This window comes from Desulforamulus aeronauticus DSM 10349 (assembly GCF_900142375.1).
GTDB lineage: Bacteria > Bacillota > Desulfotomaculia > Desulfotomaculales > Desulfotomaculaceae > Desulfotomaculum > Desulfotomaculum aeronauticum.
On sequence record NZ_FRAR01000008.1, the window covers coordinates 56,022 to 79,865 of the forward strand.

15 protein-coding genes and 1 pseudogene are annotated in these 23,844 nt (G+C 40.3%); 5 read left to right on the top strand and 11 right to left on the bottom strand.

Translation table 11 applies throughout. The features are described from left to right. Nucleotide 1: 1 nt before the first annotated feature. Both BUA78_RS04705 and BUA78_RS04710 read right to left on the bottom strand, forming a co-directional pair. Nucleotides 2–1,567 carry a DHA2 family efflux MFS transporter permease subunit gene (locus BUA78_RS04705; RefSeq protein ID WP_072911365.1) on the bottom strand — a complete coding sequence of 522 codons (1,566 nt, stop codon included), beginning with the start codon at nt 1,565–1,567 and terminating at the stop codon, nt 2–4. 297 nt (nt 1,568–1,864) lie between these two features. Next, a complete protein-coding gene (locus BUA78_RS04710) occupies nt 1,865–3,343 on the bottom strand; it encodes an Lsa family ABC-F type ribosomal protection protein (RefSeq protein ID WP_072911366.1) in 1,479 nt (492 codons plus the stop codon). Between the two features lie 539 nt (nt 3,344–3,882). On the opposite strand from BUA78_RS04710, the gene BUA78_RS04715 reads away from it, so the two are divergent. Both BUA78_RS04715 and BUA78_RS04720 read left to right on the top strand, forming a co-directional pair. Continuing rightward, entirely contained in the window at nt 3,883–4,260 is a 378-nt protein-coding gene (locus BUA78_RS04715; protein WP_072911368.1) for a CidA/LrgA family protein, read from the top strand. Next, nucleotides 4,257–4,955: an LrgB family protein gene (locus BUA78_RS04720; RefSeq protein WP_072911369.1), complete on the top strand. Its 699-nt coding sequence runs from the start codon at nt 4,257–4,259 to the stop codon at nt 4,953–4,955. The genes BUA78_RS04715 and BUA78_RS04720 overlap by 4 nt, the downstream gene beginning before the upstream one ends. A gap of 44 nt (nt 4,956–4,999) precedes the next feature. On the opposite strand, the gene BUA78_RS04725 is transcribed toward BUA78_RS04720, so the two are convergent. The 6 genes from BUA78_RS04725 to BUA78_RS04750 all read right to left on the bottom strand — a co-directional run bounded on the left by BUA78_RS04725 (nt 5,000) and on the right by BUA78_RS04750 (nt 13,567). Continuing rightward, on the bottom strand, nt 5,000–6,265 hold the full coding sequence (locus BUA78_RS04725) for an MFS transporter (protein ID WP_072911371.1): 1,266 nt from the start codon (nt 6,263–6,265) through the stop codon (nt 5,000–5,002). A gap of 107 nt (nt 6,266–6,372) precedes the next feature. Continuing rightward, nucleotides 6,373–9,042 carry a phosphoenolpyruvate synthase gene (gene ppsA, locus BUA78_RS04730; protein ID WP_072911373.1) on the bottom strand — a complete coding sequence of 890 codons (2,670 nt, stop codon included), beginning with the start codon at nt 9,040–9,042 and terminating at the stop codon, nt 6,373–6,375. A gap of 48 nt (nt 9,043–9,090) precedes the next feature. Further along, nucleotides 9,091–9,687: a TetR/AcrR family transcriptional regulator gene (locus tag BUA78_RS04735; RefSeq protein ID WP_072911374.1), complete on the bottom strand. Its 597-nt coding sequence runs from the start codon at nt 9,685–9,687 to the stop codon at nt 9,091–9,093. Between the two features lie 344 nt (nt 9,688–10,031). Then, entirely contained in the window at nt 10,032–10,952 is a 921-nt protein-coding gene (locus BUA78_RS04740) for an AraC family transcriptional regulator (protein WP_072911377.1), read from the bottom strand. A gap of 115 nt (nt 10,953–11,067) precedes the next feature. Beyond that, a complete protein-coding gene (gene fabF / locus BUA78_RS04745; RefSeq protein ID WP_072911379.1) occupies nt 11,068–12,294 on the bottom strand; it encodes a beta-ketoacyl-ACP synthase II in 1,227 nt (408 codons plus the stop codon). Nucleotides 12,295–12,619: 325 nt separating this feature from the next. After that, nucleotides 12,620–13,567 (bottom strand): SLAC1 anion channel family protein, encoded by a 948-nt coding sequence (locus BUA78_RS04750; protein WP_238456724.1) that lies wholly within the window; start codon nt 13,565–13,567, stop codon nt 12,620–12,622. Nucleotides 13,568–13,848: 281 nt separating this feature from the next. Between BUA78_RS04750 and BUA78_RS04755 the strand changes: the two are divergent. Together BUA78_RS04755 and BUA78_RS04760 are read left to right on the top strand one after the other, a co-directional pair. After that, a pseudogene (locus BUA78_RS04755) lies at nt 13,849–13,995 on the top strand (winged helix-turn-helix transcriptional regulator); the annotation flags it as partial. A gap of 485 nt (nt 13,996–14,480) precedes the next feature. Continuing rightward, nucleotides 14,481–15,359 (top strand): putative RNA methyltransferase, encoded by an 879-nt coding sequence (locus BUA78_RS04760; RefSeq protein WP_072911384.1) that lies wholly within the window; start codon nt 14,481–14,483, stop codon nt 15,357–15,359. A 322-nt stretch (nt 15,360–15,681) separates the two neighbouring features. On the opposite strand, the gene BUA78_RS04765 is transcribed toward BUA78_RS04760, so the two are convergent. The 3 genes from BUA78_RS04765 to BUA78_RS04775 form a co-directional block, all read right to left on the bottom strand. Beyond that, complete coding sequence (locus tag BUA78_RS04765; RefSeq protein WP_072911387.1) at nt 15,682–17,472, bottom strand: bifunctional homocysteine S-methyltransferase/methylenetetrahydrofolate reductase; 1,791 nt, start codon at nt 17,470–17,472, stop codon at nt 15,682–15,684. A gap of 83 nt (nt 17,473–17,555) precedes the next feature. Beyond that, nucleotides 17,556–19,832 carry a 5-methyltetrahydropteroyltriglutamate--homocysteine S-methyltransferase gene (gene metE, locus BUA78_RS04770; RefSeq protein WP_072911389.1) on the bottom strand — a complete coding sequence of 759 codons (2,277 nt, stop codon included), beginning with the start codon at nt 19,830–19,832 and terminating at the stop codon, nt 17,556–17,558. 534 nt (nt 19,833–20,366) lie between these two features. Further along, nucleotides 20,367–21,671 carry a DUF512 domain-containing protein gene (locus tag BUA78_RS04775; RefSeq protein WP_072911392.1) on the bottom strand — a complete coding sequence of 435 codons (1,305 nt, stop codon included), beginning with the start codon at nt 21,669–21,671 and terminating at the stop codon, nt 20,367–20,369. A gap of 500 nt (nt 21,672–22,171) precedes the next feature. On the opposite strand from BUA78_RS04775, the gene BUA78_RS04780 reads away from it, so the two are divergent. After that, a complete protein-coding gene (locus BUA78_RS04780; protein WP_072911395.1) occupies nt 22,172–23,125 on the top strand; it encodes a hypothetical protein in 954 nt (317 codons plus the stop codon). Nucleotides 23,126–23,844: the final 719 nt, after the last annotated feature.

A 23,844-nucleotide genomic window follows, 5' to 3' on the forward strand; every position in this document is an offset into this window, starting at 1 on the left:
ATCAGTAGACTGCCTCCTTTTTATTGTGCAACTCCTGTAGTCGTGTCCTTACATACTTCGGCAGGTCAATGAAGACTATACAAACAAATAAGACCGCCATCACCAGCATCATCAGGAGAAAGATATAGTCAATGGCGTCAACATATGCCTGTTTTTGAACAAGCCCTGCCAGGGTACTGATTGCTACTCCGTTGGCATCGCTGGCCGAAAGGCCACCTTGAAAGTAGACCCCCTGAAGAGCCCTGACGGCATCCGTTGTGACGGGATTTGTCACGGATAACTGATCCGAAATGGTGGCGCTGTTAAGGGCGATACGATGCTGGAGTATGGTCGTGATCAGGGCTATGCTGACCGTAGAGGCAACCTGTCTGGTGATATTCATCAAAGCAGAAGCCTGATTAATCATGGCCTTGGAAACACTATTCATGGCCATGGTAGTGGCTGGCGAAGCCACCAGTCCCATGGCCATCCCCCGAATAATCAAAAGCAGGTTGATGGTACCGGCACTGGTATCGGTGTTTAAAAAACTAAGGGGATAGGAGACGGCTACAAACAGGAAAAGGCCTGGAATCATGACAGCCCGATACCCCCATCTATCAAAAATCTTGCCGCTGATTGGCATCATGATGGCGGTAGCTATGGCGGAAGGAAAAAGTAACATCCCTGTCTGCATAGCGGAATAGCCCATGATGTTCTGGAGAAAGATGGGTACCAAATAGGGGACTGCAATCATCGCCATGCTCAGAAAGCACATCACCACGCTCCATGCCGAGAAATCATACAACTTAAAAAGCCGCAGGTCCAACAAAGGAGTTGGATGCATCAGCTCGTTCACAATAAAAAGAATTAGACTAAAGACCCCTAGAGCCAAAAGAAGCGGGTATTCCATCTCACGCCAATCAATGCTAGTCCATTTTCCCAATACGTAAAAGATGCAGACCAAACCGATGGTGGAGGTGATAAAGCCAATCAGGTCAAAGTTACCTGGTGACTTTTTAGGGAATTCTTGAAGCAGGAGGCTACCCACCATGACACCAAGTATGCCAAAAGGGACGCTGATATAGAACAACATCCGCCAACTAAGATTGGCGATGAGGTACCCCCCCAAGGTGGGACCGATGGCTGGTGCAGCCATGGCTGCGACGCCGTACAAGCCCATAGCGATGCCCCGTTTTTCGGGAGGTACTGTACGGAAGATAATGGCGTTGCCAACCGGACCGATAATACCGCCGCCGATGCCCTGAATAACTCTGAAAGCAATCATGGAGGAGTTGCTCCAAGCCATGCCACAGAGAAGGGAACCAAGGGTGAAGACGATCAGTGATCCAAGATACAGCTTTTTTGCCCCCAACAAGTCGGACAGGTAGCCAGAAAGTGGGATGACGGCTCCCAGAGCGATGGTGTATGCAGTGACAACCCACTGGATCGAATCCAGAGAAACACCGAAGATTGCCATCATCTTAGGGAGGGCAATGTTGATGAGGCTGCTATTTAGAATGGTTATGAAGGTGCCAATAATGATAACTCCCAAGACAGTCCACATGCCGCCGTTGTTTGTATCAGCCATTAGAAAGTTTCCTCCGGTTGCCTAAGGTTGTGGATCACACAGCCTATTATTCCTGACAAACATAACGATTTAGTACAGTACGATTTCGTACTTTATTATTTTACTAAAAGAAGTCAAAAACTGTCAACGATGAAAAAATGACTGATTTAACCAACTACCCCAAAAGGGATGGCATGGTCAATTCCGTTCAGCGTTAAAAATCAAGGAAGGTAGCCCCCATACTTCGGGCTACCTTCTCAGTTTCATCTTTGGATTGCTGAACAATCTTTAAACAAGCAACACCATAACAAATCGCGATTAAAGTTCAATGGTCTTTGTAGCAATATTTTTGCAAAACTCACTGTCATGCTCCACAAAAAGAATGGTTGGCGAGTATTCAAGCAGCAGCTCTTCAATCTGCAGGCGAGAAATAACATCAATAAAGTTAAGCGGTTCGTCCCAAATATGCAAATGAACCTTCTGGCAAAGACTTTTCGCAATCAGCACTTTCTTCTTTTGTCCGCCGCTAAAAGACGCCATATCCTTTTTAAATTGAACTCTGGAAAAATCAAGTTTCCTTAAAATAGCTTTAAATAAGCTTTCATCAATCTCGTTAGCGACAGCGTAGTCAGTTAAATTGCCCTGAAGATACGATGTATCCTGTGAAACATACGATATTTTAAGCTGACTTCCTTTTCTGAAAGTGCCCGTATAATTTATCTCCTCACCACAGATGAGTTTGATAATACTGGATTTTCCGGAACCGTTTTTACCTAAAAGAGCAATTCGATCACCTTGATCAATGGTAAAGTTTATCTCCTGGCAAATCACTTTTTCACCGTAAAAGATTGAAACATTTTCAAGTTCGGCAAGACGGGTACTATGATAATTAAGTTGAGAAATCTTCAAGCTATCCGATCTCTCGATATTTTTGAGCAGCTTAGACTTTTCATCAATCGCGGATTGCTGCCTTTTTTCAATAGATTTAGAGCGTTTCATCATTTTAGCAGACTTGTGGCCAATATAGCCTTTATCCACCTTGGAACCGGAATTTCTAGTTCCATATTTAGTTTTTTCAACTTCGTTCGACCATCCATTTGTCCTTTTAGCAGAATCCGCCAAGCGGCTAATATCTTTTTTTAGTTTTTCGTTTTCTGCAAATTCGAAGGTATCCTGTCTTTTCTTATTTTCCCACCAACTGGAAAAATTGCCCTTTTGAATTTCTATATTTGTTTTATTAATCGAAAGAAGATGGTCAACGCAGTTATCAAGAAAGGATCTGTCGTGGGATACCAGAATAAAGCCACTCTTGGTATTGAGATAATCACTGACAAGTTTTCTTGCCTCCATATCAAGGTGATTGGTTGGTTCATCGATTAAGAGAAAACTATTTTCTTTAAGAAACAAGGCAGCCAGCAAAACCTTCGTTTGCTCTCCATGGGATAATGAATCAAAGGGCCGATATAAAACATCCTCAGAAACTTGCAGAAATGAAAGTTCACGCATTAATTCCCAGTGCAGATAATCCGGTACAATGGCACTGATTACATCAAGGGTATTCTGTTCCTTGTTTTCTACCTGAAAAGGAAAATATTCAAATCTGACATTTGCCGCAATAGTACCGCTGTATTCGTATTTACCAAGCAATAAATTAAGGAAGGTGGTCTTGCCTCTGCCATTTCTCCCGGTAAATCCTAACTTCCAATCAGTATCTATTTGGAAACTTACGTTCTCAAAAACGTTATCGTAACTACCGTCATAGCCAAAGGTTAGGTTTGTGATACTTATTAAAGACATAATTTTGTCCTCCTGTTAGTAAAACTTTGCTTGCGCCAAGTCTTTTATACGCCAGCGGAAGCTTAGTTTGCCTTATGCGTATCGGAAAGGATTATACTTTACGATACGCTAAAAAATATGAGCTGCAAGAAAGTTAATTCTTGCAGCTCATACATACAGAAAAACAAAGTCAAACCCATATCGGATATGACAAAGATTAGCCTTGTTTTGAGCGAAAAGAATTAATCACTTTCTTGCATAAGCACAATAAAACAAGCGGTATTCCCCGCTTCCGTGTTTTCATTATGCTTTGGAAATTAGCAAGAAAGATTAATCATCTTTTCAACTCCAATCACTTTAATTGTAAAACAATATATCATATTGCTTCTCAAAACTCAACCCGCTAAACTTCCCATTCCAGGGAGTTTACTAGTTCGTAGTACAGTAAGGAAGTACTCTGCCCCTTCCCTTTTTGTTTAAATCCATGTGCGTCACCCGGGAAAATTGGTATAATAGGTACGGTTTCTAAAAATAATGGACATTAAAAAGGGAGAGATTCCGTGCGCTGGTTGAAAATTGTATTACAAATTGCTTTCCTTTGGTTACTCTTCATGGTAGGTGACCTTGTGGTATCCCTACTGCATATTCCTGTGCCGGGTAACGTTTTTGGTATGCTCCTACTGTTTGGCTTGCTCACTTTTAATATTATTCCTTTAAAGTGGGTGGAAGAAGGGGCCGGACTTCTGTTAAAACATATGGCTTTCTTCTTTATCCCCATTGCTGTGGGTCTAATGGTTTGGGGAGACCTTTTTCTGGCCCAGGGTATACAGCTTCTAACAGTTGTTATGATTGGCGCCGTGGTAACCATTCTTACAACGGCCTACACAGTCTTGTTCTTAGCCAAAAAATACGATAAAAAGGAGGGTGAGAGGGCATGAACCTATGGATTACCCTTTTCGTTATCGCTGTTACTATTTTCAGTTATTGGTTTAGCCGCCGCTTAAACCGGCGGAACCCAACCTCTCCCCTAACCAATGTGGTATTTTTAAGTACTACCATCATTATTCTAATCCTGCTGGCCAGCGGGTTGACCTTTGAGGACTATACACCGGGTAAAAACATTATGACCTTCCTATTAGGACCAGCCACGGTAGCATTGGCGGTCCCCCTGCACAAAAATGTTCAGATATTAAAAAGATATCTTGTGCCCATCCTATCGGGTATTTTGTTGGGAGTCCTGTCCACTCTGATATCTGTGGCAGCTCTGGCTAAATTATTGGGTCTTGATCAAGTAATTACCCTGTCCATGCTACCCAAATCTGTGACTGTTCCCATTGCTGTGGAGATTACCCGCATTGTCGGGGGCGACCCGGCTCTTACGGCTGCCTTTGTGGTAGCCACCGGTACTGGCGGTTCGATGATTGCCTTTTGGTTATTGGATCGTTTAAAGATTCAAAATCCCATCTGCCGGGGTTTGGCCATAGGAACCACAGCCCACGGCCAAGGAACAGCCATCGCCATCCAGGAAGGCGAACTGCCGGGAGCAATGGCGGGTATTGCCATGGCCTTAACAGCCGTATTTACTTCATTCCTGGCACCGTTTTTAATCCCGTTTTTATTAATAATCTTTTAATATTATGATAGGGCTTATCTTTAACTTAGTAAAAATGTGTAAGATTACTGGGTACGCACAACTCTAGCTGTGTTTTTTAAAAACACAACTGAAACCAACATCATCAACAAGGTAACTGCCATTACAGTCCAATGTACTTCAATCTTGTTGAGGATAATTCCATACAATAATGCACCGAACGGCGTGCCGCCTTTGGTAATCAGTCCAACAATTGAAAACATTCGGGACATGTATTGGTTGGGCGTTGCCCTCTGGATAAAGGTCTGCACCGGAACATGGATGAACATAATAGCGGTGCTTAATAGGCAAAGAACTCCTCCCAGTAAGGCAAAGTACAAAAGCGTGTCTCTTCCCAGTACGGCTAAGCTGTGCGGAAACGTCAAAACCGAAAACGTCAGCATTGTACCCATAAGCAAGCTGCAGCCGATCACCAGGGATTTGGTCACTTCTTTCTCTTTGCCAAACAGCACGCCCACTAGAATGCTTCCCACCAACGCTCCCATTATGATTACCATTTGCAGATAACCATACTGTGTATCTGTGAACTCCAACCGAGTTCTGAAAAAAAGAGGCAATACTACAGTAAACACAGGTTGGATTAGGGCATATATTAGCAGGAAAAAAATACATAACCTACAGATTACTTTATTATCCAGAATAAATCTGATCCCCTCGGACAAATCCGTAATAAATCCTGACACACCGACCGCTGCTGACTCTTGTTTGATATGCTTATACCTAATCAACATCAAGCAGCTTCCCGACAGCAAAAATGAGATCCCATTGATAAAAAACAGCACCGCAATACCCAGGCTTGCATACAGGGTAGCTCCGACGACAGGACTCAACAGAGCGGCCAATGTCCGCAGCGATGCAACGGTGGAGTTGGCCTGGGCCAGTTTATCCTCAGCCACCAATTGGGGGAGCATTCCTTTGGTGGCCGGATCAAACAAACCGTTCAGCAAAGATACTATTACCTGCACAGATAGCAGCAATGCCAGGCTCATTCTGTTTGAATAAGCACTTGAAGCCAAACCAAGTATTACCACGGCGCTGGCTAAGTCGGTTGCCACCATGATGGTCTTCCGGTTCAACCTGTCTCCCAGCACTCCGGCAAAGGGGTACGCGATAAGAACCGGCACTAAAGCCAGGAAGGAAAACAGTCCCACGGTAGCCGCCGAGCCACCGACATCAATAATATATAGGGGCATAATAACCATTTGGATGCCCGTTCCCGTATCGGATACCATCCTCCCCAGCAAGAGCAAAATGAGATTTGTATTTACAGGTTTCTTATCTTTTTTCCACAAGTGCAACACCTTCTTTTCTGTCTGAAAAAGCGACCCAGTTAAGGGTCGCTTTTTATCACTTCAAGCTCATTTATCCCTCCTGCAGTAGGAAAATGTCATTTCCCTTGCTACAGGATTTCTACATACCCTTCAGTTCCGTTGACCCGGATACGCTGTCCATCCTTAATTAGCTTGGTAGCATTTTCCACGCTGACAACTGCCGGAAGACCGTATTCCCTTGCCACAACAGCGCCATGGGTCATCATGCCACCCACCTCGGTCACCAGGCCTTTAATGGATACAAACACCGGTGTCCAGCTGGGGTCAGTAAAGGTAGTGACCAAAATATCGCCTTCTTCGATATTGGCATCCTCCATTTTTAAAATAACACGTGCCCGGCCCTCAATGATGCCGGATGAAACTGCTACGCCTGCCAAAGCACCTTTGGGTATGTTTTCGGTATCATATGCACTGGAGATAATCTCACCTTCAGAGGTAATGACACGGGGAGGTGTCAGCTTTTCAAAAATCTCATAGTCTTCTTTTCTCTTGGCAATGATGTTGGAATCCACCCGGTTTGTTCTAACTGTTTCCCTCAATTCCGCAAAGGTTAAATAGTATATATCCTCCCGATCTCTTATCACACCCTGTTGCACCAGTTTATCGGCTTCCTTCAGCAATGCTTGCTTGAGAATCCAGAGATAGCAGACAATCAGATACTTGTTATATTCCCTGAAACCGGCGAAATTGCGCAAAACGCTTATCATCTTCTTGGTCTTTTTGGCTTTGCTCTGACCACCGGGCAGCTGTTCCAGACGTTTCAGAATATCCTGCTCCTTCTGTCTTGCTTGCTGCAGGCCTTGTTCAAATTTCATACTGTGGGCACCAGGTCCAAAAGTCTTGATATTGCTGAGAATCATGGGAATGAGTATTGTCGGCCTCTCATTCCACCGCGTCCTGGTTATATCAATTTCCGCCGAACAACGCATACCGTATTTTTTAAGATAGGCCCGGATTGAATCACTGACAACTTTACCGCCTTCCAATTTAGCTAAATCCTCAAAAAATGTCTCGTCGTTGGCATGTTGAAAATATTCAATCACTGCCGGATATTTTCTTACGACATCCGCTACGTCCAAAAGTTCCAGTCCCATTTCGGAGGTAACATTATCGGGTACCGATTGGGCAAGAGTATCGGCTGCATTCTTTTCACCCAGCCATTTCTGCATGTTTTTGTTGATCCAAGAGGTAGCGAAGGCTCCTGCAAAAACCGCACCGTAGCCAGCAAAAACAGTATTTTTTAGTTCCTCAAAACTAGTAAAGATAAAATCAAACAGTTCATTTCCCGATACTTTAGCAATCCTTTGCTCCAAGCCACGCATTACCATCTCATCATGGGCTATAAGGTTTGTAACAATAGCATGATCGTTTTTCAGATAGGTTTTTAAAGTGTCGATCCCCCACCTCAACCACACTGAAACCCCCATCATCGATGACTTTTCCCGTGACAACCCTTTGATAAAATCCTTCCGCTTCAGAATATTATAAATAGCCTTCTGCATCAAAACATCCACTGAGTCAACGCCTTTGACTAAAGCCTTGCTGATGATCGGTGTGCTGAGTTCACGAGATGCATCTATATATAACCTTCCTCCGATCTCAATCATAGGCGAACCGGAAATCAATTTAAAAAATTCCTGAAAGAAGCTGTAGCCCAATGGCTTCATTGCTTCCGTCATCATCTGCCGATGAGCGAAGGAAAAATAAACATGGTTTTTCCCATCTTCCACCTCCGGTGCAGGGTATAAGGTGGTGATGGGACGACTCTGAACGATGAATATGACCGGGGCCACACCTCCCTTTGCAACTTGGCTATCGGGGTCGGCGCTATGTCTCCAATGGATGCACCACTCAATGTCCTGGGGGCGGCCAAAATACGCCTCAATCTTTCTGCCCATACGTTCCAGCTGTAAAATTTGCTCGTCCGTCAGCGCCTGACTATTTTGCCGCTCAGATTCAATCTCTCTTGCCTCCGTGCCGCCTTTTTCTACTGAATAAATAGCCAGTTTCTTGGTGGATATCTTCTTATCGACGATCTCGCCAGCCTTCACCTTATAAATATCAGCATTCACTAGGCCGGAGACCAGAGCCTCGCCAAGACCAAAGCTGGCGTCAATGGACAGCACTTTCCGGTTAGAGGTGACGGGATCGGCTGTAAACAGAATCCCCGATGCCTGCGGGAAAACCATCCGCTGGACGACTACAGACAAATAAACCTTGCGGTGGTCAAAGCCGTTTTGGATACGATAGGTTACGGCCCGGTCGGTAAACAACGACGCCCAGCACTTGCTAATATGATGTAAAATCGCATCTCTTCCGATAATATTCAAATACGTATCTTGCTGGCCGGCAAATGAGGCCGTTGGCAAATCCTCTGCCGTAGCACTGGAACGTACGGCATAGGCCTCTTTTTCACCAAGTTCGGCCAGCCGGCGGCTGATCTCGTCATGGATATCCATAGGAATGGCTATCCCTTCGATAACCCTGCGAATCTGTCCGCTGGTTGCACTGATTTTTTCTCTGTCAACCGCCTTTAAAAGGGACAATTGATCAAGCAATTCGTTAAGTTCCGACGTTTGCCCAATTATTCTCTTGTAGGCTTCGGTGGTGACACAAAAGCCCTCCGGTACCTGTATCCCCTCAATTCTGGATAACTCCCCCAGGTTAGCACCTTTGCCCCCAACCATCATCAGCTTTGTTTTATCAATCTCCTGAAAGCCAAGCACATATGAACTCATACATGTCCCTCCTTGCCGGTTGTCAAACCAATCCTGTAGTGGCATTTATCATTCCTTGTATACTGCGATTCCTTCCTTGATTATTTTGATGACATCGTTGAGTTTCTTTAAATACCTTTCCTCGTCTAAGCCGTTCCTGTAATACTCCTCCAAACCGAATGTGACAATCATAGCCACGACTATTTCCGAATCAATTTCAGGCCTGATTAGGCCTCGCTTCTTATCACGCTCAATCATTTGCGCATACTTTTCGATGGACTTGGCACGGATCTTCGTAATGAATTCGCTGTTGTCTATCTCCATCATCATACCTATCATGGTATATTCCGCTTTAAACTTGCCAAATTCAAGAGAAGCTTTGGTTTTTTGCAGAACAGTTTCAAAAAAGTCAGCATCCGGATTCAAGTCTTTAGTGTAGTGGGTCATTTTTTTCTTTTCTTTCCCGATTTCTTCCAGCATATAAAGATAGATGTCCTCTTTATCATTAAAATACTGGTAAAAGCTTCCCCAGGGTATTCCTGCAGACTTCACAATCTTGTTAAGAGATGCTTCGCTGAAAGGCCGGGTTGAAAATTCCTGTACGGCAGCGTCAAATATTCTCTTCTTCTTCTCGTCACTCAAATTATAAAAGGTGTCTTTAGGCACACTACCACCTCCTGCAAAAACAATATAACATAAATTTATCTATGTGAGAAGTATCTCACGTGAGAAACATCTCATATTATTTTATGGAAATATTATAAAGAATATACAGTACTGCGCCCATCTTGAATTCTTCTGTCCTTAAATAAGGAAAAACCGGTCAAGGTGTATTTCACCCCGACCAGTTCAGTTTTTACTCTTATCCAATTTCATATTTTGTTAATCAATCGTAAAGATTCTAACGGTTACTACATAAACCGTTCAAAGCCTTTGTTACTGTCCCGTTCCCCCTCTCATTTTGATCTGGGCAACAGCCTGCAGTTATTCCTAGTCATAGTATATTCGAATTACCTCTTTACAGCGAATGCCCCACTACTAAGTCTCTCTGTATAGGGACTTATCGGCTGATAAATATCTAATTCGCAATAATCATCCCTTGATAACGAGGTATCTATCAATTCAAATCTAAAAGTATCTGCTAATTTAAAACCTGAATTTAAAATCCATTTAGAATACATGTAAACTAGCAATCGCCCTATCTGTCTTCCATTTATATCGTCTGGACGAAAGAATCCGACAAAACGAAAAACAACATATTTATGTGCCGGGATTTCCACCCCAACCATATCCTTTGGAACATTTGTCAAATCTTTAACCTGAACCGATGGCATATAGTAAATATAACCTTCATTATTAGCACTCCAATCTGTATATCCATAGTAAACCTGCGGATTAATCTGATTGGCAACTTTTTGTCTGTGACCATAAAAAAACTCTTGTCCTAGAAGGTTGGCCGTTCTGTCTCCTGATTTACTCATTATTTTATGCCTGGTACCTACTAAACATAATTTTTGCCTAAAAACAAAAAAGGGCTTATAGATAGCGGAATTATTTACTGTATAAATATCATTAAGGTTTATTTTTTCTGTTAATCTTAGTGTCATTTGTTCTGATTTTACTTTTTGGGGAGTGTAGCCAAATCTCTTGCGAAACGCCCTAATATAAGACTGCTCATAGTCAAACCCGTAGTTGAAGGCAATATCAATAATTCTCATATTCGTATGGATTAAATCGTTAATACTTGCCGAAAGTTTGCGGGACTGGACGTAATCCATTAGCGATTCACCGGTCAATGATTTAAACATCCTATGCAGATGGTACTTGGAAATTTTGCAGTGTGCAGCAATTTCATCGAGGCTAATCTTATTGGAAAGATTAGCCTCGATATAGTTGATACCCGTTTTAATGGTGTCCTTTATATCTATCATAATGCCTCACTTTACAAACGTTCTTTTGTTTTATAATGTTTTCCTTAATTCTAAAGTTTGAATACTCTTTACTAATACATCTATTGCCAAACGATAGGAACATTGAAAATCTAAATTAGAACGCCCTTAAAACTAGTGTAGCATTCTGACCACCAAAGCCAAAAGAATTAGTCATAGCATAAGTAATTTTTGCTTTTCTACCCTTATTAGGAATATAATCCAGGTCACATTCCGGGTCTGGATTTTTATAATTGATGGTTGGTGGTAAATAACCATCCCTAATAGCAGATGTCGTAATAATAGCTTCAATGGCTCCTGCCGCTCCGAGCAAGTGACCTGTCATTGATTTTGTAGAGCTTACAGGGAGCTGATAGGCATAGTTTGCAAAAACAGATTTGATTGCTGCCGTTTCACTTCGGTCACCTATTGGGGTTGATGTCCCGTGAGCATTTATATACCCAATCGTAGAAGGAGTTATTTCTGCATCCTCAATGGCCAATCTCATACAATTAGCGGCTCCGTCTTCAGAATTTGCAGTGATATGATAAGCATCATTAGTACAGCCATACCCTACCACTTCAGCAATTATCGTGGCACCTCGCTTTTGAGCGTGGTTAAGTTCCTCAAGAACCAGAACACCTGATCCTTCTCCCATTACAAATCCATCTCGTTGCAAATCGAATGGCCTACTGGCTTCGTGGGCATCTAAATTTGTTGTCATAGCCTTCATTGCGCAGAAACCTGCCATTGCCAACCTGGTAATAGGCGCTTCCGTCCCACCCGCTAACATAACATCAGCTACATTTCGCTGGATTAGTTTATAAGCATCACCAATTGCGTTCGTTGAAGATGCACAAGCGGTAACAATGCACTCAGTAAATCCCTTAATTCCATGCTTAATAGAAATAAAGCCAGTTGCCATATTAGGTAACATCATTGGAATAAAGAAAGGACTAATCTTATGTACACCTTTTTCTAATAGTACGTTGTGTTGTTTCTCTAAGGTTTCAATCCCACCGATACCAGAACCAATTATCACTCCCGTCCTCTTAGGATTAATTGAATCAAAATCCAGCCTTGAATCTTCAATAGCCAATCCTGTTGCCACCAAAGCATATTGCGTAAACATATCCATTCTTTTAAGTTCTTTCTTTTCAATAAAACCACTTGGGTTAAAATCCTTAATTTCTGCACCAACCTGTGTCGGAAGATCGGATATGTTAATTCGTTCAATTCTGGTGATGCCGGATTTCCCATTTCTTATTGAGTGCCAAAGATTATCCGCCCCCACTCCCAGGGCAGTTACTGCTCCCATACCTGTGATAACTACACGTCTTTTCATAGTAGAAGTCTCCTTTATTGCTATTAAAATACCGCTTACTTCCTCTACTGCAAGATCAAAATTTCATTTTATAACTTTAACACACGTATTTTTTAAATAATGAACAACTATTGCTCTTGCTTTACTTTTTTTGTAAATATTTATGCTCCAAGGTACCCTCTTTCAGGATAAGTAGCTTTAATAAGGAATGTTTGTCCTCAAAACTCACCGTAGAGCTTATAACTCTTAAAGAAAAACCCACCTTCATTTAATGCTAAGGTGGGTCTAATGCCTTTTATAGTTACGGTACAGGAAGTTGTGCAGATGTAGGACGTTAAGCTCTCGATTAATCTGGAACACAGACAGCTTTTCGACGAAAAGCGTTTATCGTTTGAACCGCTACGATAGCGATAATTAGAGTGGTTACGGCTATAAAAATAGCTGCCAGCCACCCGAGCAGGGCTAGTCCGGTAAACTTAAAGGCCAGAGTAGTGGCAATGGTCGCAGCGCACATGGGGAAAGTGTAAGCCCACCAGGATACAAAGAAGTTCAATCCTATGAAATTACGCGCCATTGAGAATAGCAAAAAAACAAAGAAGATCGCCACATATAAGAGAACGCGGGCAAAACCGTCCATTTCCCCTGTCATTTTTGTATAAGAGGCAAATCCCATTGCCGGAGGGGCAACCAAAATAAACAGCGTAGGCATTAGCTTGGGTGGAAGTGGATTATGGAAGATGATACGGTAAAATATTACAGTAAACAATACCAGCCAGAAAAACAGACCCACGCTAAAAAAGAACCACATCAATTCTATATGGGCAAACTCTACGCCGGCGATCGGCACCAGGATGTTACCGACCACGGGAATAAACCAGGCTGGGTTGGAGTGAGCAATCTCATAGCTGCGGTTAATCCAGCGGGACATAATGATAATCGTAAAGACAAAGTGCAGGCCCGCGCCGGCTATCCATAAATACCTAGCCACTTCATGGGATACCTCCAGCGTGCCGATACTCAATAATAGCAGGCTGATAGATATAGCCGGGAAGAAACTGGCTTTGACTGGGTGATTAAACTCATTCACTACTTCCGTAGTGTGTTTAGCCAGTTTGGTTAAATAGACAGCTCCGACCACCGCGAACACTATATAGGCTATCACCAGCAGCACCAAGCCAATTCCTAAATGCAGCCCAAAGACCTGCTCAAACCGCTGATAAGCAATAGACAATCCGCATAGCCCCATCACGCTGGCAAACAACCCAATAGGAAAAAATTGCACAACATGACCCAAAATAAATCACTCCTTATAAAAGCATTTATTTATATAAACATTACTTATAGTACATCCGAAACTTCTCGTTGACTTGTTTAACTATACTTAGTGACTTCTTAGAAAAACTTGGCTTGCGCCAAGTCTTTAAAAAGAAATTCCATTGACCCCTTACTTTGATTATAGTCAAAGAACTTCGAAAGAGAAATATATTAGCGGATTCATGAGTAACTCATAAATTTCATAGTTGCTTGCGCTGTACAGTATGCTTTTTATAATTACCATAAAGGAGGTTGTATAGAATGTATAAACCCAAGTTAGAAAAAGATATTCGTTGCCCACTGGAATATGGCTTGGAATTTTTCGGTGGGAAATGGAAGTCGCAGATTATCTGTGTTCTGGCAGAGAAAGAGGTTCTGCGTTATAGCTCTCTGCGCAAGGAAATGACCTAGTGATACCTACATCAACTGTGGAAGTAGGAATTATCAGGATACCATGGAAGATATGTTTGAACATATAAACCTTCCAGATGAACCAATGGTTGCAGGTGCGTGAATAATATGCCGAGATAGAGCCAACGTTTCGATGTGCGAGAGCCACCTGAAACTGCCTTTAGTACCCTTAATACTGCATAACATGGATACTGTTCATTACAAACTTGGACTGAGGAACCCGATTCTAAATCCTACGATATATCGTAAATTACGGTGAAGACATAATAACTATTGTTTGAATAGGGGATAGTGTGTTATGATGCTTAAGTTCTAAATCTATTACTTAACTTAGGAGATGTTTTTAGCTGTGATCATCCAATTTATTCGTTTACGGTAATGTAAGGTACAGACCACTTAGGCTCGGCCCAACTTATGGGCTTGGGTTTATTTGACTGTGCCTTTTTTCATTCACGTACAACGGATGAATGGGGTGCTTTTTTATGTCTAAAAACAAACTAAATACAGGTATATTTGCAGAGAATGAATGTCTTTTTAGGTGTCCATTATGTTATGGGCAGATGAAGTTGATTAACCTAAAAAGTTTAATCTGTACCAACCAGCATTGCTTTGACATATCAAAGCAGGGCTATATAAATATGTTATCCCGTGCCACACAAACAAAATACAATAGTCAAATGTTTGAATCCCGAAGAACTATTTGTAGAACTGACTTTTTTCTACCTATGATTAAAAAGATAAGTAGAATTATTATGAGTAATTCTGAATGCCAAAATAAACAGATTAAAATACTAGATGTTGGATGCGGTGAGGGTTCAAATCTATCAATGATACAAGCAATAGTATCCCAAAATATAGAGAAGGATCTTTTGGGGGTAGGTTTAGATATTTCCAAAGAAGGTATCTGTATAGCTTCAAAGGAATATCCGAATACGATTTGGTGTGTTGGGGATCTTGCAAAAGCTCCTTTAGCCGATAACCAATTTAACTTCATTTTAAATATTTTAACTCCAGCAAATTATGCCGAATTTAAGCGAATGATTTCCCCTGGAGGAATGGTCATCAAGGTGATTCCCGAAAGTGGCTATCTCCAGGAAATAAGAGATGTTTTTTATGAACACACAGATAAAAAGATCTATACCAATGACAAAACCATAGAGCTTTTTAGGAATAAGTTTAACCTTGTGGAAATTGACCGGTTACGCTACATTGTAAACCTAGATCACACACGGATCGAATCCCTTATCCAAATGACACCCCTATCATGGGGAGCTACTAAAGAACGTTTCCAAAAGGCACTAGAAATGACTTTAAGTGAAGTCACCGTAGACTTAACTATTCTTGTAGGTAAAATAGCTTAAATACTAAACCCAGCCCTGTAAATTCTCAGAGCTGGGTTTTATCTTTAAAGGAATATTAAATTGCCCGATGGCTCAAATCCATCATAATATTCAGTACGTTGGAAAATTTATTCTGGAATGATAATTGGAGACTTCAAGTATAACAATTTTCAAGGACGTAACTTATTCACAAATTAATACAAATGGGGCCACTTTCCCTAATTACATAAAAACATGCGCAAAATCCTCATTCTTTCTAACGTAAAGGTGTATCCCCGTAGAAAAGGTTCCCTTAGTTCATCTATCCAAGGGAACTAACACACTATTAAGCAAGTGATTGAACTTACATACCCAGTCTATTGATTATTTTGGTAATCATTCTAACACGGTTAAACGGCGTAATAAAATAAAAGCCATTTACCACATTTTTCATCTTTTCAGCAATTTCCAAAGCTATTTCTATTCCTAATCTTTCTGCGTCTTCTTTTTCCATAGTAGGATCGAACTTGTTGATAATGCTTTCTGGTATTCTGATTCCTGCGACCTCGTTATTTAAAAACTGAGCGTTGCGATAGCTTACCAACGGCATAATGCCACCCAGTATTTTAACATTATCCTTTGGATTGATCTGTGATAAAAAATCTATGACATTATTATCGAATATTGGCTGTGTAAGAAAAAAAGTAGCGCCCCTCTCAGCCTTTTTTAACATCCTTTGTATTTCACCTGCAGGCCTCATAGCATTTAGGTTCAATGCCCCGCCTATAGTAATCGGCTCCTCAGAAAAAACATCTTTGTTCATAGATGACATAAGTTCCATTAATTTAAGTGAATTAAGGTTAAACACGCCTTTAATTTCGCCTTTATCCGATTCGGCAATAGGGTCGCCGGTAACTGCCAACACGTTTCTGATATCCTCAATATACCCGGCCAGCAACGCAGATTTCAGTGCATTACTATTTTTGTCACGACAGCAAATATGAGGTATCACATCAATGCCAGCTTCTCTTTTGATTTTCGCGGCAAGCATCATGGAGTCAACCCTTGCCCGGCCCATAGGAGAATCTGCTATGGTAACTATATCCACTCCACTTTCCTTGCAAATCCGGGCATTATTAATAATCGTCTGCGGATCAGCGTTAAACGGCGGATCAAGTTCCACCGCGATGACAAATTGATCTCTTTTTAATTTCTCGGCAAAATCATTTCGGTTTTTTCTGCCAGCAAGCACATTTGGCTTAGGTGAAACTGCTGGCCGGGAAAAAGAATCTACTTTCCCTGAATGAATCAGTTCCGCCATTTTTTTAATATGGGCCGGGGTTGTTCCACAACATCCGCCTAAAATTTTTGCCCCCAGCCCACTAATTTCTCTCATTCTTTCGGCAAAATACTCCGGATTATTAATATAGACCGTTCTGCCTCGGACAATTTCAGGATATCCTGCATTCGGAGCCACTGCTACAATATCCTCTGCAAATAGCTTGTCTTTCAAGTTATTAAAGATATGGGTTGGTCCCACACCGCAATTAAAACCATAGGCATCAATGCTATTACAGCTTCTCGCCAGGGTTATTATGCTATCAATACTTAGGGCTTTTCTGGTAAATCCTTCAGGGGTTGTTGCAAATTGCGTTACAATAAATACGGAATTGTCTTTTTCTTTGATGTATTGGGTTATTTCCTGAAGATATCTGGTGTCGCTAAAAGTTTCAAAAATGAATATTTTGGCGTTTTTCTTCAAAAATACATCCACCACAAACTTATATTCATCTAAAATAACCTCTGGGTCCATGTCAGTTTTACCGACCATATCAGGTATCGGGCCAATACTTGCTGCTACAAAGACATTTTTCCCTAATGCCACCCGATTGGCTATCTCTATGCCGGCGCTAATAACCTTTTCAATCTCCGCTCTTGAAACGTCCATCCCAATGCTATTGGCTGAAAAAGTATTTGTTTTTATCAGTTTTGCCCCGGCTTCAATATACTCATGATGAATTCTTTCAATGGTCTCGGCCTCGTCCAGGTTAGCCATTTCGGGAAGAATATCGTACTTGCCCGTAATTTCAGCATAGTAAGTACCCATGGCCCCATCTGTTATCAAAATATTGTCCTTCAAATACGCTCTTATCATATCTTCACCCTCAAAATGTCTAGCAGCAAAGTAAATTAAGCCAGAGGCAAGGCAATAAAGCCCTGCCTCTGCAACAATTATTTTTACTGTATTTTTCGTCTTATCTTCTGCGTAGCTTTAACCATGTTGGTCAAACTTGGTTTTACCTCATCCCATTTACGAGTTTTTAAACCGCAGTCGGGGTTAATCCATAATTTTTCCGGCGGCAAAACCATCATTAATTGATGGATCTTTTCCTCCAATTCCTCGACAGACGGAACTCTTGGCGAATGAATATCATACACGCCGGGACCTATTTCATTTGCATAGCCATTGCTGGCGAAAACCTGCAGTAGCTTATTGCCGCTTCTGGATGTTTCTATCGTGATAACATCGGCATCCATTTTTTCAATGGTATGAATAATATCATTGAAATCGCTGTAGCACATATGCGTATGGATTTGTGTTTTTATTGACGCCGAACTGACTGCTAACTTAAAGCCTCTAACAGCCCACTCCTCGTAAGCAACAATCTTTTGTTTGCGTAACGGATAGCCTTCCTTAAAGGCGGCCTCATCCACCTGGATAATCTTGATGCCAGCGTTTTGCAGATCAGCAATCTCGTCCCTGATGGCCAGTGCTATTTGTTCACACACATCGGCACGGCTTATATCATTGCGGACAAACGACCAGTTAAGAATTGTGACCGGTCCGGTCAGCATCCCCTTGACTACTTTGCTGGTCCTGCTTTGGGCATAGGCTATCGTATCAACCGTCATCGGGTTCGGCCTGCTGACATCGCCGTAGATAACCGGAGGCTTGACACATCGGCTGCCGTAGCTTTGCACCCAGCCGTTTTGCGTAAATACAAAGCCAGCCAGCTGCTCACCAAAATATTCAACCATGTCGTTTCTTTCCGGCTCACCATGCACCAGTACATCCAGCCCAATATCTTCCTGAAACCTAATGCATGAATCAATATAGCTATGAATACCTTCCTCATACTGTGAAGAAGAAATAAGCTTATTTTTAAAATCCCGTCTTAGCTTTCTGATTTCGGCTGTTTGGGGAAAGCTGCCTATCGTCGTAGCCGGAAAAGCGCCTAAACCTAAAACTTTATTTTGTGCCGCGACCCTGTCAGCAAAAACCTCGTTTCTTTCTACAGGCTCCACCTTGCCGATACGTTCACGGACTTTGCTGTCCACTATTTTCGGCAAATGTTGTTTTTCAGCGAAAATCCTTTGATTACTTTCTAAAATCGCTGCTATATTTTTAGCGTTATCACCTGAAAACAGTGCGGCCAACTCCGACAGTTCCTGCAGCTTTTCCAGCGAAAAGCTCAACCACGATTTTATATCTTGAGCAAGTTGCTCTTCCTGCTCCAAAGAATATGGAACATGCAGCAGTGAACAACTGGTAGAAATAATGATGTCTTCTTTCCTAACCTTCATCTCGATGGCTTTGAGCAATTCCAAGGTCTCGCGATAGTCGTTTTTCCAAACATTCCGTCCATCGACAACACCTGCAAACAGTTTTTTTCCATGTAAAGAATCCAATGTAGTTAAGTTTTCCTTGCCATAAACAAAATCAAGGCCAATACCGTAGATGGGCACATCAGCCAATGACGCCACCGCTTCTGTTGCATGGTCAAAATAGGTCATTACGATTAGCTTAAGCTTATCATTTACTACCGCCAATTCTTTATAACTAGAGCACAGTAATTCGATTGTTCGCTGGTCAACATCCTTTACGGTAATCGGTTCATCAAATTGGATATAAAGCTCATCGTCAAGCTCTGCCAGCTTTTCTAACAGCGAAACATAGCAAGGCAAAATCTTGGGCAATAACTCCAAAGTATTCTGATTACCGTCCACCCGTTTTGACAGCGCTAAAAATGTTATCGGACCAATCACATTAATCTTTGTTTTAATCCCACATTCCTTGGCTTCTACATACTCATTAATTATTTTAGATGCGTTTAATGCAAACTCCATGTCACTGGAAAGTTCCGGCACAATATAGTGATAATTAGTGTTAAACCATTTGGTCATCTCCATTGCGACAGCATTTTTATTGCCGCGCGCCATAGAAAAATAACGTTCGTATTCGTCTTTAATATCTTTAAATCTTGCCGGGATCGCGTTTAACATGACTGCCGTATCCAGCATACCATCGTATAAACTAAAATCGTTGCTGCTGATAAAAGAAATGCCTGCCTCTTTTTGCAGCAGCCAGTGTTTTTGGCGCAAATCCCGCGCAACACCGACAACTTCCTCTAAGCTGTTTTTCTGCTCCCAGTACCCTTCAAGAATTTTTTTGAGTTCCCTTTGTTCCCCAATTCTCGGGAAACCCACCACATAAGTGCTTGCCCCTGTGTTCAAAATTATTCCTCCTTTTTTGTTGACGCGACAAAAAATTAGCAATTACCATGGTAATCGGACTCCGGAATTGCCATTACGACCTTCCGATACCGTAGCGCGACTGTGTCCGGTTCTCACGGACTTCCCCATCTTGCGGCAATTGCTTATTAGATTATTTACTATTATCTATCGCAGAAGCTGTTTGTTTTTAAAACAGCCCAGCAAAGATGTACTCCTATTCAATCTTGCCTCTTTAAGTGCCTGCGGTCGCAAAAAGCTCCCGACGATGTCATATCGTAAAGGAGCTGGAGCTGTTGTGCTCTTAGCAGAGTTTGTAAAAAAATAACCCATATATGACTCTCCTTGCTGTACATAATTTTTTGTCAGTATAGCACAGGAAAGGTCGTATAGGGTAACACATAAATTTTATATTAATGTATAGTTTTTATCTATAACCTATTTTTGAAATGGAAGACCCTATTCTTGTATTGCCGCCTTCAATTCATAATTTATCTTTGAATAAATCAGTCATAGTTATGGCTGCAAAAAACATACTTACATATGTTCGTTAATGATCTGAATCAAGTCTTCCCCCGTAAAATCACAGATTAAAATTTCCTTGTTAAAATATTTTTCCAAATCAACAACAGTAACATCATCCAGCATTATATTTTCGTCACTCTTAAACATATTTTTTGGCATTATTATATAATCGCAAACACTCCCCGGCTGTATCTGCTTCATAACATCCTGTCCGGTCAACAGACCGGCTACGGTAATTGTCGGACCAAAAAAATCATTGATAACTTGATGAACATTTATTTTGATGCTGTTATTCTTTTTCTCAATAGCCTGCGCAGCCCATACTATTTCTTTGTAGGCGGAAACACCTGTAATCAAACTGAATGACCCTTTTCCTTTCCCGTTAAGCCTTTTGAGATTTTTAGTAATACTATCTCTAAAAAACCTGATCATTCCTATACCATCTTCAATTTGCTCAAAACCCCCGTAAAATTCGGTATCCGGAATTTCAGTCCCTGAAAGCACATAGAATTCATCCGCTAATCTAATAAAGGGTGTTCCAATTTGCCTCAATGCCTGTTTCTGAAACTGACTTACATTGTCAAGTTCTGCTTTAGCGCTATGAGCATCATATAAGGTGATATCCTTTAGGTTTTTCCTAAACTTAGTAACCCCAACCGGTACTGCCGCAATATTTTCAATCGATGGATATAGTTTATAGAGATCAGTTACTGTTTTTATTAATTCTTCTCCATTATTATAGCCAGGACACAATACTATTTGACAATTCATGCTGATACCTGCAGCCGCTAATGTCTCAAGTCTTTCATAAATATTTCCGGCAAACCTGTTTTTAAGCATCTTTTTTCTAAGCTCAGCATTGGTTGTATGTACCGAAACATTGATCGGACTGATTCTGTATCGAATAATTCTTTCGAAATCGTCATCCGTCATATTTGTCAAGGTCACAAAATTACCTTGAAGAAAAGATAATCTTGAATCATCATCTTTAAAATACAGCGTTTTTCGCATTCCTGGCGGCAACTGGTCAATAAAACAAAAAAGGCAATTATTATGACAGCGTCGAGCTTGATCTATTATTCCATTTTCAAACTCAATGCCTAAATCCTCTTCATAATCTTTTTCAACTTCAAGAGTCCAAATCTCTCCATCTTTCTTTTCTATTTCAACCTCTATGTAATCATCTGCCATTAAAAATTTATAGTCTATTATATCTTTAATCTCAGTTCCATTTATACTGAGTAAGCTATCTCCGACTTCGATCTCCAATTCTTCGGCAATACTACATCTTATAATTTTTGATATTTTAGTGTTCATTCTTCAATCCCTTTTAAATATTTGTTTAGACCCACAGCAGCACCTTAATGACCGTCACTGTGGGTTGCCGCTTAATACACAATATATATTTACATCCTAATAATAAATCCCGGCCGATTAGCCGGGATGGACAGATTTATTACGCAAACCCCATTCCTGTCATCGCAGGTCAATAGGCGATGGCAACTAGTCAATTGTCTTTAGCTATATAAAGCCTCTATCCTAACATTCACACTTATTATTACAATACCTGCCACAGATTTGCTTGTCAAGAAATCATATTAATTTTCTGTTGAATATCTCTCAAAATACCGTTGCAAACAGTCAATTGGAAATAATCCGCAGGCTTAATCAAGTTTCGTGACTAACATTCCCTTGGTACAAAAAACCGAGGTAGTCACTGGCATTTATTTACACTAAAAAATATATGTCAATCCCCTGAATTTCTATTATAATTCCTTAGGGGAATTCTTTTTATTATAAAATAAGGAGATGAAATTTTGAAAAAGCTTTCAATACCATATGCTATGCAAAGTGAATTGTTATATGAGAGTCTAACTGATGAATATTTACAATATATAAAAGAAATTTATATGCCCCTTCCATTTGAAATTATTGGCTCTGCAAGAACACCTAATTCTAAATATATACCACATTATTCTAAAATATTTGATAATGAAGTATCAAAATATAGCATGAAACCTATTGATGTAGTATTAGTTGTTAATAACCCAGCAATACCGCGGGATAAATATGATGAAATTATTAATAAAATTGCAGAGATTAAAGATAAGATCAAGAAAGTTATTATTAGCGATTTTTACTTTTTAGATTATTCTCTAAAAGCATTTGAAAATTTTAATATAGAAATAGAAATATCTGTTATCTCAGAACTTAATTCAATTGAGAAAATAAGACATTTTTTAGAAGCGTATCCTTCTGTTAATAGTATCTGTCTATATTATAATTTTCTTTATGACCTAGAGAGTCTAAAAAAAATAAGAAAAGAATTTAAATATACTAAATTTAAGGTAATCGTTAATCATGGTTGTTTTTATAATTGTCCTTTTTCATTTCAACATCATTTAGCTTTATGTCAATCAGACTTACCAAGATTTTTTTGTAAAGGTTATAATAAAAAACGTAATCTACTCAAAGAAATCCAATTTATTAGGCCTGAATCTTTAAATATATATGACGATTATATTGATATTTATAAAATATCTGGTAGACAACATTCACATGATAAAATCCTTAAAATGATTAAATCCTATGGAGAAAGAAAAGAATCCGAATTTATTAATAGCATTTTAGATCTAAATGGTAAAATTAAATTAGATAGAATTCCTAACAATGCAATTCCTGCGGAATATGATGAGATTAGAAGTAAATGTAAAAATCAATGTCATAAATGTGGCTATTGTGATAAATTATATAATTCATTTGGAATTTAGAATGAAGAGATGAAATAAATGTTATGTAATGAATGTCTTAATACTCGGTATTTGTGAAGATAGTTGTAGATGATTTTCTAGTATAGCAAGTTATATTAGTCCCTGCCGGTCTTGACTTCATGTGCCAATAATTGGGTTGACACACCCCGGATTAAGTTAAACAATTTCGTCCTAGGGGAACTACTGCAATATTACTAGTAGTTCCCCTGTTTATTAGGTGATACTTTGTTGGGGGTTTATGTAAATGGAAAATCCACCCGTTCTTTAAAAACGGATGGATTGGTTAGATAAAAGACATAAAGAAACCCAGGATTACCTGGGTTTCTATTTAATCGGGGAACGCCTGTAAGTAAACTAACAGCCTACCTTGATTAAACTCCAAATGTTAAATTACCTTTCTCATTTTACTTACCAATTTAATTTACTAAGTTTTACCAAACTCCACTAGACTTAAACGTATGCAATTTTCCAGACTTACAGGGAATCACTATTAGACTTTGTCTTACTAATACAAATCTTTAATTTGGTACTACAGGTTTAACAAATAACCAGCTACCTTAGAAACCTTCCTAACACAGAAATGTTTAGTTTACTAAAACTATGGCGTTCCCCTTGAGTAAAATTATATGCAAAATTAGTTTTTTGTCAAGTGATTTTATAGAGTAACTTTCACAATTTATAAGAATCTACCGTGTACACAGATGTTGACCGAAAAAATA

Excerpts from the sequence above, each read along its gene's own strand:
- BUA78_RS04760 (WP_072911384.1), top strand. The coding sequence starts at position 14,481 with ATGTCTAAAAACAAACTAAATACAGGTATATTTGCAGAGAATGAATGT.
- BUA78_RS04765 (WP_072911387.1), bottom strand. The coding sequence starts at position 17,472 with ATGATAAGAGCGTATTTGAAGGACAATATTTTGATAACAGATGGGGCC.
- ppsA (WP_072911373.1), bottom strand. The coding sequence starts at position 9,042 with ATGAGTTCATATGTGCTTGGCTTTCAGGAGATTGATAAAACAAAGCTG.
- fabF (WP_072911379.1), bottom strand. The coding sequence starts at position 12,294 with ATGAAAAGACGTGTAGTTATCACAGGTATGGGAGCAGTAACTGCCCTG.
- BUA78_RS04710 (WP_072911366.1), bottom strand. The coding sequence starts at position 3,343 with ATGTCTTTAATAAGTATCACAAACCTAACCTTTGGCTATGACGGTAGT.
- BUA78_RS04720 (WP_072911369.1), top strand. The coding sequence starts at position 4,257 with ATGAACCTATGGATTACCCTTTTCGTTATCGCTGTTACTATTTTCAGT.
- BUA78_RS04740 (WP_072911377.1), bottom strand. The coding sequence starts at position 10,952 with ATGATAGATATAAAGGACACCATTAAAACGGGTATCAACTATATCGAG.
- BUA78_RS04775 (WP_072911392.1), bottom strand. The coding sequence starts at position 21,671 with ATGAACACTAAAATATCAAAAATTATAAGATGTAGTATTGCCGAAGAA.
- BUA78_RS04705 (WP_072911365.1), bottom strand. The coding sequence starts at position 1,567 with ATGGCTGATACAAACAACGGCGGCATGTGGACTGTCTTGGGAGTTATC.